This is a genomic window from Acinetobacter sp. YH01020 (assembly GCF_013420275.1).
GTDB classification, from domain to species: domain Bacteria; phylum Pseudomonadota; class Gammaproteobacteria; order Pseudomonadales; family Moraxellaceae; genus Acinetobacter; species Acinetobacter amyesii.
Window position 1 is genome coordinate 1 of record NZ_VOYN01000071.1, and the last position, 11,995, is coordinate 11,995.

At 39.1% G+C, this 11,995-nt stretch carries 10 protein-coding genes, 4 tRNA genes and 1 pseudogene; 9 read left to right on the top strand and 6 right to left on the bottom strand.

All coding sequences use genetic code 11. The features are described from left to right. Nucleotides 1–609 precede the first annotated feature (609 nt). From FTT85_RS16900 to FTT85_RS16920, 5 genes are all read left to right on the top strand, one after another. A tRNA-Asn gene (locus tag FTT85_RS16900) sits at nucleotides 610–685 on the top strand. Between the two features lie 5 nt (nucleotides 686–690). Continuing rightward, nucleotides 691–766 (top strand) — tRNA-Asn (locus FTT85_RS16905). Between the two features lie 217 nt (nucleotides 767–983). Then, nucleotides 984–1,059 (top strand) — tRNA-Asn (locus tag FTT85_RS16910). 257 nt (nucleotides 1,060–1,316) lie between these two features. After that, nucleotides 1,317–1,392 (top strand) — tRNA-Asn (locus FTT85_RS16915). Between the two features lie 22 nt (nucleotides 1,393–1,414). Then, the gene (locus tag FTT85_RS16920) at nucleotides 1,415–1,897 is read left to right on the top strand and encodes a DUF2726 domain-containing protein (RefSeq protein WP_218945491.1); all 483 of its coding nucleotides are present in this window, start codon (nucleotides 1,415–1,417) and stop codon (nucleotides 1,895–1,897) included. A gap of 75 nt (nucleotides 1,898–1,972) precedes the next feature. Here FTT85_RS16920 and FTT85_RS16925 read toward each other — a convergent pair whose 3' ends face one another. The 4 genes from FTT85_RS16925 to FTT85_RS16940 form a co-directional block, all read right to left on the bottom strand. After that, a complete protein-coding gene (locus tag FTT85_RS16925) occupies nucleotides 1,973–2,233 on the bottom strand; it encodes a hypothetical protein (protein WP_180101918.1) in 261 nt (86 codons plus the stop codon). Nucleotides 2,234–2,416: 183 nt separating this feature from the next. Further along, complete coding sequence (locus FTT85_RS16930) at nucleotides 2,417–3,877, bottom strand: S9 family peptidase (protein WP_180184027.1); 1,461 nt, start codon at nucleotides 3,875–3,877, stop codon at nucleotides 2,417–2,419. A 122-nt stretch (nucleotides 3,878–3,999) separates the two neighbouring features. Then, complete coding sequence (ubiA, locus tag FTT85_RS16935) at nucleotides 4,000–4,881, bottom strand: 4-hydroxybenzoate octaprenyltransferase (RefSeq protein ID WP_168379167.1); 882 nt, start codon at nucleotides 4,879–4,881, stop codon at nucleotides 4,000–4,002. Between the two features lie 22 nt (nucleotides 4,882–4,903). Next, the gene (locus FTT85_RS16940) at nucleotides 4,904–5,389 is read right to left on the bottom strand and encodes a chorismate lyase (protein WP_078190257.1); all 486 of its coding nucleotides are present in this window, start codon (nucleotides 5,387–5,389) and stop codon (nucleotides 4,904–4,906) included. A gap of 203 nt (nucleotides 5,390–5,592) precedes the next feature. On the opposite strand from FTT85_RS16940, the pseudogene FTT85_RS18970 reads away from it, so the two are divergent. Next, a pseudogene (locus tag FTT85_RS18970) lies at nucleotides 5,593–6,530 on the top strand (polysaccharide deacetylase family protein). Nucleotides 6,531–6,615: 85 nt separating this feature from the next. Here the strand turns inward: FTT85_RS18970 and FTT85_RS16950 are convergent. Beyond that, nucleotides 6,616–6,894: a hypothetical protein gene (locus tag FTT85_RS16950; protein WP_078191902.1), complete on the bottom strand. Its 279-nt coding sequence runs from the start codon at nucleotides 6,892–6,894 to the stop codon at nucleotides 6,616–6,618. Nucleotides 6,895–6,990: 96 nt separating this feature from the next. Then, on the bottom strand, nucleotides 6,991–8,406 hold the full coding sequence (gene glnA / locus FTT85_RS16955) for a type I glutamate--ammonia ligase (protein ID WP_171263711.1): 1,416 nt from the start codon (nucleotides 8,404–8,406) through the stop codon (nucleotides 6,991–6,993). An 888-nt stretch (nucleotides 8,407–9,294) separates the two neighbouring features. On the opposite strand from glnA, the gene FTT85_RS16960 reads away from it, so the two are divergent. From FTT85_RS16960 to trpC, 3 genes are read left to right on the top strand one after another with little or no spacing between them, the layout of a single operon-like run. Beyond that, on the top strand, nucleotides 9,295–9,879 hold the full coding sequence (locus FTT85_RS16960) for an aminodeoxychorismate/anthranilate synthase component II (protein ID WP_218945341.1): 585 nt from the start codon (nucleotides 9,295–9,297) through the stop codon (nucleotides 9,877–9,879). A gap of 18 nt (nucleotides 9,880–9,897) precedes the next feature. Next, nucleotides 9,898–10,944, top strand: a complete 1,047-nt coding sequence (trpD, locus tag FTT85_RS16965; RefSeq protein WP_168379163.1) for an anthranilate phosphoribosyltransferase — start codon at nucleotides 9,898–9,900, stop codon at nucleotides 10,942–10,944. A gap of 16 nt (nucleotides 10,945–10,960) precedes the next feature. Next, nucleotides 10,961–11,767, top strand: coding sequence for an indole-3-glycerol phosphate synthase TrpC (trpC, locus tag FTT85_RS16970; protein ID WP_180184028.1), 807 nt, complete (start codon nucleotides 10,961–10,963; stop codon nucleotides 11,765–11,767). The last annotated feature ends 228 nt before the right edge of the window (nucleotides 11,768–11,995 follow it).

Sequence of the window (11,995 nt, forward strand, 5' to 3'; positions counted from 1 at the left end):
TAACGTCTGATAATTTTTGAATATCTTTGAATTTCATCCAAGGATTATCCCTCGAATTAAATAATTTTGCTGATTAATTTAAGATCAAATAAATTGTACGTTTTTTGATTTATGACGGAAGTCTATTGTATAATTCAACTTTATATAATGAAAATTCAGTTTAACTATGATCAAATAGAAAGCATATCCATTAACAACACAAAAAGTCACTACAAACTATTACCTGTCGGTAATGAATATTTATTAAGGATTGTATTCAAACACAATCAAAATCTTTTTAATCTATACCAAAACACCATTAAACCTGTTATGTCTTTTTCTAAATTTCATTTAGATACCTTCGCAAACCATCAAATTTTAGAAATATATTTATTATTCCAAATTATAATTCCTTTAGATCAAGAGAAACGCATAACTACGCTTAAAAATTTAAATCTACAAAATTTGACGATAAAGCAAATCAGCAACCTAGATGATATAAAAAACTTCAAAAATAACCACTATTTAAGAAAAAATTTCTAGACTTGAACAATAAAAAAACATTCAAATAGTCATTTCATCAAATCTGCTTGACCACTTTAAAATTCATCCCTAAAATGCGCATCAGATTCTCCAATAGCTCAGTCGGTAGAGCGACGGACTGTTAATCCGCAGGTCCCTGGTTCGAGCCCAGGTTGGAGAGCCATCTATTCTTCCATAGCTCAGTCGGTAGAGCGACGGACTGTTAATCCGCAGGTCCCTGGTTCGAGCCCAGGTGGAAGAGCCAGATTCTAAAAAACCCACTCATTACGAAGTGGGTTTTTTATTGCCTGTTGTTTAAGCAAAGCATACCTACTTTTTTGTTTATGCTTTCCTAAAAGTATCCGTATAAGTACTAACTTGTCTGATTCGGCTATTTTTAAAACACTTAATTTGATTTTTCTGTATTTTATTTAAATCAGGCTTGACCACCCTGCCATACATCTTTAGAATCCGTTTCAGATTCTCCAATAGCTCAGTCGGTAGAGCGACGGACTGTTAATCCGCAGGTCCCTGGTTCGAGCCCAGGTTGGAGAGCCAAATTCTAAAAGCCCACGCATTATATTGTGGGCTTTTTTTATGCTCTGACTTTTATTTTTAAGATAAGAATAACTTGCTCAATGACCAAAGCTATTCACCTACCTCTCCTTCCATATTAGAAAGAATTGTCAAAGCTTAAGTTTTAAAAACGCTTTATATTAAAGGTGTTTATATTTAATACATTCAGCCTAAATTTCCTTATTTTTTGCAATTCTGACTTGACCTCACTGCATTTGCCCCATAGAATGCGTGCAGATTCTCCAATAGCTCAGTCGGTAGAGCGACGGACTGTTAATCCGCAGGTCCCTGGTTCGAGCCCAGGTTGGAGAGCCAAATTCTAAAAAGCCCACGCATCATGACGTGGGCTTTTTTCATATATGTAGTTTATTCCGTGCCAGATCTCAGTCAGTTCATATTTTTTATTATTGGTTGCTTGGCAACTTTTGCACTTGTCTGCTTAGTCTTTCCGAGACTGTTTAGAAGCAAACAAAAGTTTTTCCCACGTCGTGTAATCACTGCCTTTGAAAGTAAGATGTTTCATCGTTTAAATGAAGCATTTCCGAACTACCACATTTTAGCCCAAGTGGCTTTTAGCGCACTGATCACCAATCAAAATTATAAAATTAGGAATAGATTTAATCGAAAAGTCACTGATTTTGTCATACTTGACCAAACTTATAATGTGCTTGTGATTATCGAACTGGATGACCCTAGTCATATAGGCAAAGAGCAAGAAGATGCTGAACGTGATGCAATGCTTGAAGAAGCGGGCTACCGTGTAATCCGCTACACCAGTATTCCAACAGTTCACACGCTCAGGCATGATATAAATAAATAGTTGTAAAATACGTAAATCAAAATCAAACATTGAGTGAATGCGCATTGCATTCACATCGATAATGTAAACAGAATTTTATTGAGCATTTGACTCTTGAGCAGCCAGCACTTCTGATACTGCTTGGTCAGCCTCAGCAGCCAAAGCCTCATCTTGGGCTTCTTTAGCTTTAATGCGCTCAATCATTTCAGCTTGTTGTTGCTTATATTTTTCTTGGTTTTTGGCATCACTATTGACTGCAAGAAAAGCCATACTGACCAAAAATATAGGAATCAATAGCCCAAGTGCCATCAGAGTGATCATCTTTTTGGTATTGGGTTTTGGCTTTACTTCAGACATAACTATTCTTTCATTTACATAAATAATTCGACGCCCAATATAGCAAAAAACAAAATTCGCTCAAGTCTTCATAACATTCTTTGCTCGAACTAACTGTACCCCCTCATTTTCACGGATTGAATGATTAATAATCCAATATGCAAAAAAAAGGAGACATGCTCCTTTTTTTATTATTGAAAAAACTTAGCTTGAAGCAGCTACCCCCTTACAATGTGGACTTTGGCTTGCATCTTTTTGCTCATTGGTTAAGACAATACCTGTACCTGCAGACATTTTAGCTTGAATAAATTCGACCGCTTGCGCATTTCTACAGATAATTGCCTGTGTATGACTTGCATTTGGCACAACGTCTAATTGATAACCTTCAGCATAATTTGCATCTGGGAAATACTTCTTCGCTTGTGTTTTCATATTTGCAAATAGCGCTTGCGTAACCACAGGAATAACTGCCTGATCATTTGCACCTTGAATAATATACACAGGCGCTTTAATTACTTTGGCAGCAGTAGCATTTGTCGCTGGCTGATTATCATTTAAAAATTTCTGAACGACAGGATCGGTATCGATTTTATTCAAATCAATTCCGTACTGTGAAACCGTATGCGTTGGATCTTTTAAGAATTCAATCACAGCTGCTTTAAACTGTTCTTGCAAACCATTTGCGCCATTTGGATCAGCATAACTTAAACATGCACCGTCATCCCCTGTACGTCCATAGGCTTTTTCTGCAATAACACCAGCATCAGCAGTAAAGATATTTTTTAAATCATAATTTGGCTCATAGGCTTTAATACCCGAACTGGTCAATGCAGCATATGCCAAAAGCTCAGCATAGCCATCTGCAATTTGATCAATTAACGCCTGTGCTTGAACCTCAGAAAGCTGCCCCAAACTAAGTGCATAACGCACTTGTGCCAACTGTTCATCCAATCTATTCAATCCATGGGGTTTAGGTTGACCGTTTGCATCAACATTTAGTTTTGGATCAAGATAGATCTTAATAATCGTCCCCAAACTCGATGCAGGTGCGGCTGCCACTGCCCCTTTATAGTTTGCATCCGTATTTGCAAATTCCGCCGTCCCTAAGGATGCATGACCACCTTGCGATTGACCGATCGACATCCACTGACCATTGAGTTGCTTACCATAATGTTCTTTTGCCGCTTTAACCGCAGTAAGTGCCGAATTTGCCGCACTCGATAAATTGAGGTATGGATGCACCCCCTTCGTACCTAAACCTTCATAGTCTGGTGCCACAATTACATAACCTGCCGCCATAAGCGTATTAGCTAGAATTTTAAAACGTGGATGAATTAGATTTTTACTTGGCGCACATTCATCTCCAGCCCCGACTGTTCCATGCTCCCATACCACAACACGATACCCATCTTTAGGTTGTGTAGCTTTTGGAAATAATACTAAGGCTGTTGCTGTTGCTGCTTTCCCCTGCACATTGGTCATGTTATACGTCATGACTTTAATGGACGATGTATTGTCTACAGTATCTAAAGCATAATTTGCTTCAGACACAAATGTTGATTTTTGATTCGAAGATGATGAGTCATTATCATCGTCATTACACGCGGTTAAAGACAGCATAGAAACTGCAACTGTCAGAGCTAATGCTATTTTTGAACGTTTCATAAAATATCCTTTTTAATCATTATTCTTTAAGCATGAAACTACATGCCTTTTTATTAATGCATAAAAAAAAGCACCCGAATAGGATGCTTTAGTTCATTTTAAACATTTTCAGATCAATGACATTAAAGAACCAATGCCATAAAAATTCCAATAAAAATCATAAGCCCTACCCAACGGTTATGGCGAAACGCCCAAAAACATAACTGCGGATCACGGCCTTTGGTTTTAGTCCACTGGTAAATAAAATCGGCAGCCACAGCCAACAACGCGACCAAACCGAATGGCATCAAGAGATCTTCTAAATACAGTGCAGAACCAATTAGTACAATACTAAGCACCTGCAATAATGAAATAATTTCAATATCGTATTTACCAAATAAAATCGCAGTCGATTTCACGCCAATTTTCAAATCATATTCACGGTCAGTAATGGCATATTGTGTATCATACGCAACGGTCCACGCCAAATTACCAAAGTACAATAACCAACACGTTAAATCAGGTGTTTGCCCTACTGCGGTGTAAGCCATAGGAATCGACCATGAAAATGCCGCGCCTAAAAATACTTGTGGCAGATGCGTGTAGCGTTTCATAAAGGGATAAATGAACGCTAAAAACAATGCCCCAAAGGACCAATAAAAAGTTTCTATCGGTAAAAAGAACAACATACATGCGCTAGCAAGCACCAAGATCAAGAACACATATATGGCTTCTTTAGCACTAATCACCCCAGTGGCTAAAGGACGATGTTTGGTTCTTTCCACAGCACCATCGACTTTACGGTCAGCAAAGTCATTAATCGCACAACCTGCTGCACGCATAAAAATGGTACCCAAAATCATGGGAATCAAAATACTGAATTGCGGTGTTCCTTGATTGGCAATCCACAGTGCCCACATGGTTGGCCAAAAAACCAGTTCCGTGCCAATTGGCTTATCGAAGCGACATAAATAGTAATAAGCTTCTAAACGCTGCTGCCAAGTAATCTGTTGCACCACGGCCATGACTGTCCTTCATCTGGTAATGTTATTTCTGCAAATATTGTTCAAAACTCGCTAAAAAAGTTTCCTGAACAATAAATTTACAACCATGCCAAGTATAACAGCTCTGACGTGTCCAACCATCGTCTAGCCACAATACACGCCGCTCGCACTTCGGATTGGTACGCTGAAATAAAAAATGTCCGATGGGTTTCTTACCAATATGCTGAAAAATCCGCGCACGCCCTTGTATGCTAAGGATTGGAAATATACTTTTTGCCTTGACCCACGGCTCAGCTTCACAGCCATATAAATAACTTTCACGTACCCAAGCTGTGTGCTGTATTGGCATTTGCAGCCACTGTGCATCTTGAAGCGTCATGCGCTGAAATTGCTCAATACTCGGCTCAACTTTAAATACGCCTTGGGCAAAATCTGTTAATTGTTGGGTTAATGAACCCGAAGCATACAACCATGTTCTTAATTCAGGAGACATTCTTTTATCCCGCATTTCGCATGCTTGACGCTGCATATTTCATTTCCCTTATAAGCATTTGCTGAGTATAGCGAATCCTTAGTGTAACCAACTCAACATCGTTTTTCATGACCCATAGCTTGTTTTCAGTAAAATGAGCAAAACCCAAACTGCTTAAGTACTTCATTACATTTGCAATCAACACAAAACTCACATACACAGTATGATGTCGTGGATAACAACTGAATTACACCAACATAATGTTTCCATATAACCCGCTATATGTTTTTATTTTTTTCGTTTTACTATGTGCCAATATCACGGCTCAAGGAAAATCTATTGCACTGAGTTTTGATGATGGGGTCAATCCAGCGTTTAATGCGCAAGCGGAACAAATCAATGCCCAAATTTTAAAGCATCTGCATGATCAACTTAAAGCATCTGCATGATCAACAAATCAAAACTATTGTTTTTCCGAGCCTGATTAAAATTGGTGATTATCAAGGCAAGCAACTGATTCAAGCGTGGGGACAATCCGGCCATCTGATTGGCAATCACAGCGCATTGCACCAAAATCTGAATAAAGAAAATGTATCCGCAAAAGATTATATAAAAAAGCATTGAACAGGCAGATACCGTGTTAAAAACGCTGCCGAATTACACACGTATCTATCGTTATCCATTTTTAAAAGAAGGTAATAGCGCTGAAAAACGTGATGCTGTCTATCAGTGGTTAGAGCAGCATCAATACCGCATTGGCGGTGTGAGTATAGATGCCAGTGACTGGTTTTATAACCAAAAATATCTCGACTATGCCAAACAGCAAGATCAGGACAAATTAGACCCCCTAAAACAAGCGTATATTGCTCACCTGCTTCACCGAGCAGATTATTATGACCAACTTGCCCAGCTCACCATAAATCGTTCACCACAGCATGTTTTACTTTTACATGTGAATGCTATTAATGCCGCATTTTTAAAAGATCTCCTTACCGCCTTTCAGCAACATGGCTGGACTTTTATTTCAGCAGCAGACGCCCTACAATACCCACTATATTCACAGCGCAGCCAAAACATCCCTGCGGGTGAAAGTGTGATTTGGTCGATTGCCAAAACAAAAGGATTCGAAAACTTACGCTACCCCGCCGAAGATGCGCCTTATGAAATCGATAATCTAAAACAGCATGGTTTGCAATGACGGTTGGTGAATTACTGGATATTCAATAAAAAATGACCTGCAATATTGCAGGTCATTTTTTCAGTTCATTTTTTTTAGTGTTGAATTAAAAGTTATCTGTCTTGGCAATGGCTTCAAACTTGCCTTGCGGCGTTTTAATCAGAACCAACCCTTCGGTCGTAATATAAAAACTTTCTGGGTAATCAAATTCCAATGCTAGCTCTGGGTTTTTCAGTTCGACAAATTCAGCCTGCTTATAACCTTCAACGGTCCGCCCTACTTCCAAATAAGTCACTTCTGAGAAGTTGAGTTTAAATCCCTTTGCTTGATCCGCTGGATCAATCCAAGGAAAAAAACCGGTATGTTTTTTACGTGGTTTTGCCATGTTTAGATATTCATTCAAATCTTTGCATTATCTTAACCCATCTCATAAAAAAACCCGCACAAGGCGGGTCTTTTTACAGTGAAATTCTGTACCGAATTACAAGCTGTAGTACATGTCGAATTCAACTGGGTGAGTTGTCGTGTTAAGACGACGAACTTCTTCAGTTTTAAGTTCGATGTAGGCATCAAGCATTTCTTTAGTGAACACGCCACCTTTAAGAAGGTAATCATGGTCAGCTGCAAGAGCTTCAAGCGCCATATCTAAGCTATGAGCCACTGTAGGGATTTTAGCTTCTTCTTCAGGAGGAAGGTCATACAAGTTCTTGTCAGCAGCTTCACCTGGGTGGATCTTGTTTTGGATACCGTCAAGACCAGCCATAAGAAGTGCAGCGAAACCTAAGTACGGGTTCATCATTGGATCTGGGAAACGTGCTTCGATACGTTTGCCTTTAGGGCTAGAAACGTAAGGAATACGGATAGAAGCTGAACGGTTACGTGCTGAGTAAGCAAGCATAATCGGTGCTTCAAAATGTGGAACTAAACGTTTGTACGAGTTAGTCGATGGGTTTGTAATTGCGTTCAATGAACGAGCGTGTTTGATCACACCGCCAATGAAGTACAACGCCATTTCTGAAAGACCAGCGTATTCATCACCAGCAAACAAATTCTTGCCGTCTTTAGAGATTGACATGTGAACGTGCATACCAGAACCGTTATCGCCAACCATTGGTTTAGGCATAAACGTAGCAGTTTTAGCATATTGGTGAGCAACGTTCCAAACAGCATATTTGAACTGTTGAACTTCGTCCGCTTTACGAACCATAGTGTTGAAGCTTACACCGATTTCAAGCTGGCAAGATGCAACTTCATGGTGATGTACTTCTACACGACCTGGGCCCATGATGTCTTCGATTTTTGCACACATATCTGCACGCATATCTTGTGAAGAATCAACAGGAGGAACTGGGAAGTAACCACCTTTCACACGTGGACGGTGACCAGAGTTACCCGCTTCGTAATCTTTACCAGTAGACCAAGCAGCTTCTTCAGCGATTAATGTGTGGCGCGCGCCAGACATATCGATGTCCCATTTTACTTCGTCAAATACGAAGAATTCTGGTTCTGGACCAAAATAAGCAGTATCACCGATACCAGTTGATTTTAGGTATTCTTCCGCACGGCGAGCAATAGAGCGTGGGTCACGTTCATAACCTTGACCAGTTGAAGGTTCGATAACATCACAAGTCACAACAACTGTAGCTTCTGCAAAGAACGGGTCGATAAAACAAGTTTCTGCATCTGGACGTAAGATCATGTCAGATGCTTCAATGCCTTTCCAACCAGCAATTGAAGAACCATCAAACATTTTGCCATCTTCAAACGTATCTTCGTCGATTGAATCTGCTGGGTAAGTTACGTGTTGTTCTTTACCCTTAGTATCAGTAAAGCGAAAATCGACCCATTTTGCGCCACTTTCTTGGATGAGTTGAAGGACCTTGTTCGCCATGCTCATTTTGCTCCGATGATTTTTTTGTGCACAATGAAGTGCGTGTTAGTAGTTGGTAGTTATTAAGCAATTACCGTACCAACTTTTAAAAGCCAAGCTAAAATATTGAATTCCTTATCAGAATAGAGGATTTTAACTCCTTGCTTTTCGACTATTATACTGTGTGTAACAGTAAATGCACCATATTCAGCCTCTCTTCATCACTTTTGTTTAAAAACTTCTCGCAGGTGTATCAAAATAGTGCAACTTGGTTTTGCACTAGTATGCACCAAAATGATTAATCGCTTTTAACGATAAAATCATTGAGATTTTATCAAAGCTTTAAGATCGAATTTAAATACGAGAGAAACTAATGGTTTAGCTAGTTATAGATGGAAAAAAATCAGCGTAATCACTATATTCATAATCGATATTTAGATTTCTTGAGCCCGTTAAGTACCCATTTTTCGACGTCAATTTAACCATTTTGTTTTAATTTTAATCAATTTACCTTTACATTAATTGTGCTCCATTTTGGTGATTTTGCTTCAAAACGGTTCATATTTTTCCATCTAGAGCCTGAATTGCTATTTTTAACGACAGTAAGCAGATCTTTTTAAAATATCAATTGAACACATTTTAAACACTTAAATTCAGCCTATTGCTTTGTTCAACTTAAATCCTAAATTTATAAGTCGATAATTTGCTGAAATGATTTCAGTTGCGATGAACTTTGGCGAAATTGTTCAGCAGAAATTGAATAATATTTGCTATGATTGGCTGCATTCTAAATATTTCACTATTTTTCTATTTAAAATATCCACACGATATTTGGGTCAATATACAACTATTTAGAATCATTTCGGACTATTCTAAGCACAGTTAAGTGCATAAATTTCAAAGGTTAATACGCTCATGCTTTTGATGATCGACAATTATGACTCTTTTACCTACAACATCGTCCAATATTTTGGCGAGTTAAATCAGGAAGTAAAAGTTGTACGTAACGATGCCGTGACATTGGAAGATATCGAGCGATGGCAACCGAAGTATTTAGTCATTGGTCCTGGCCCTTGTTCGCCAAGTGAAGCAGGTATTTCAATTCCTGCGATTCAACACTTTGCGGGAAAAATTCCTTTACTGGGGGTGTGTTTAGGCCACCAAGCCATAGGACAAGCTTTTGGCGGCGATATTATTCGCGCTAAAAAAGTGATGCACGGTCGTTTATCTGACATGTATCACAGCGATCAAGGCATTTTCAGCAACCTCCCTTCTCCATTTGCCGCTACTCGCTATCACTCTTTGGTAATTGATCAAGCGACTTTGCCAGAATGTTTAGAAGTGACCTGCTGGACCAATGAAGAAGATGGCACGATGGAAGAAATCATGGGCGTTAAACATAAGACATTGCCTGTCGAAGGCGTGCAGTTTCACCCTGAATCAATTCTTAGTGAACATGGCCATCAAATCTTTAAAAACTTCTTAGAAATTTACGCTTAATCGAGTGCAAAAAATATTATGAATATTCAACAAGCTTTAAATAACATCACTAAAAATATTGAACTCACTCAACCTCAAATGGAAGAAGTGATGCGTACCATCATGCAAGGTGAAGCGACCGATGCGCAAATTGGCGCACTGATGATGGGCTTACGCCAAAAAGGTGAAAGTATTGATGAAATCACTGCCGCAGCACGTGTAATGCGTGAGTTTGCGATCAAAATCGATGTCAGTGATTTGCCACATTTAGTGGATATCGTTGGTACAGGTGGTGATGGTCAAAACTTATTTAACGTCTCTACTGCGTCTAGTTTTGTTATTGCAGCAGCAGGTGCAACTATTGCTAAACATGGTGGTCGTGGTGTTTCATCAAAATCAGGCTCTTCTGATCTTTTAGAACAAGCAGGAATTAACCTTGACCTTAACATGCAGCAAACTGAACGCTGTATTCGTGAAATGGGCGTGGGTTTCCTCTTTGCACCTAATCATCATAAAGCCATGAAATATGCTGCTGGTCCACGTAAAGAATTGGGCTTCCGTAGTATTTTCAACCTACTTGGCCCGCTTACGAATCCGGCCGGCGTAAAACGTTTTGTGATTGGTGTTTTCTCTACAGAATTATGTCGTCCTATGGCTGAAGTTTTAAAACAACTCGGTGCAGAACATGTCTTGGTGGTGCATTCAAAAGACGGTTTAGATGAAATTAGCCTTGCATCAAGTACTTATGTTGCTGAACTCAAAGATGGCGAAGTCACTGAATGGGAAATTCAGCCGGAAGCCGTAGATATCGAGTCGCAAACCTTAACGGGTCTATCTGTAGATAGTGCTGCTGAAAGTCTAAAATTGATCAAAGATGCTTTAGGTAAAAACAAATCTGCACTCGGTGATAAAGCCGCGAATATGATTGCCCTAAATGCAGGCGCAGGCATTTATGTTTCAGGCTTAACCAAAAGCTATAAACAAGGTGTTGCATTAGCACATGACATTATTTATGGCGGTCAAGCACTAGAGAAAATGGGCATTTTGTCTGAATTTACTAAAACTTTAAAAGAATACGAAGCTTAAGATTAGGACACAGATCATGGTAGATATCACCAATACAATTTTGGGTAAAATTGTTGAACGTAAAAAAGAAGAATTTGCAGCCCGTCTTAAACAACGTAGCTATAAAGATGTCGAAGAGCTAGCTCAAGCAGCTACACCCGTTCGAGGTTTTGCACAAAACCTCGGCTCTAAACGTCCGGGGGTGATTGCTGAAATTAAAAAGGCATCACCATCGAAAGGCATCATTCGTGAAAACTTTAACCCTGCTGAAATTGCGCAGCAGTATCAAGATGCTGGTGCGGCATGTTTGTCTGTTCTCACCGATGTGGATTTTTTCCAAGGTGCCGATGAAAACATTCAGATTGCACGTAAGAACTGTGACTTACCTGCGCTGCGTAAAGATTTTTTAATTGATCCTTATGGCGTAATTGAAGCACGCGCTTTACATGCGGACTGTATTTTATTAATCGTGGCTTGTTTGTCTGATCAACAACTCGAAGAAATGTCGAAAACTGCTTTTGAGCACAATCTCGACGTGTTGGTTGAAGTACATGACGAAGAAGAACTTGAGCGTGCAATGCGTCTTTCTGACAACTGTCTACTAGGCGTCAATAACCGTAATTTAAAAACTTTTGATGTTGACCTCAATACATCATTACGTTTGAAAAAGTTACTTGAGCCTTCTCGCCTACTTGTGACAGAAAGCGGTATTGCAACACCTGCTGATGTCGCGATGATGCAAGAACATGACATTCATGCATTCTTGGTCGGTGAAAGTTTTATGAAGCAGCCACGCCCTGATCAGGCGTTTAAGGAGCTGTTTGGTGTGCCTGATAAAATATAAATGAAATATGTAGGGTGAGTTCGCTCACCCTTTTTCTCCTTTGCCTCCATATTAAAAAAATTACACATCCTTTTTATAATTTTTATTCAATTGAGAATTAAAAATAATAGACTTCCTTCATAAATCATTTTTCAATCAATTTAATTGTTTATCTTTCACCCAATCTAAATTGTATATGCCAGCAAGTAAATTAAACCGCAGGTTTAATCGTTTACGACGATTTCTATA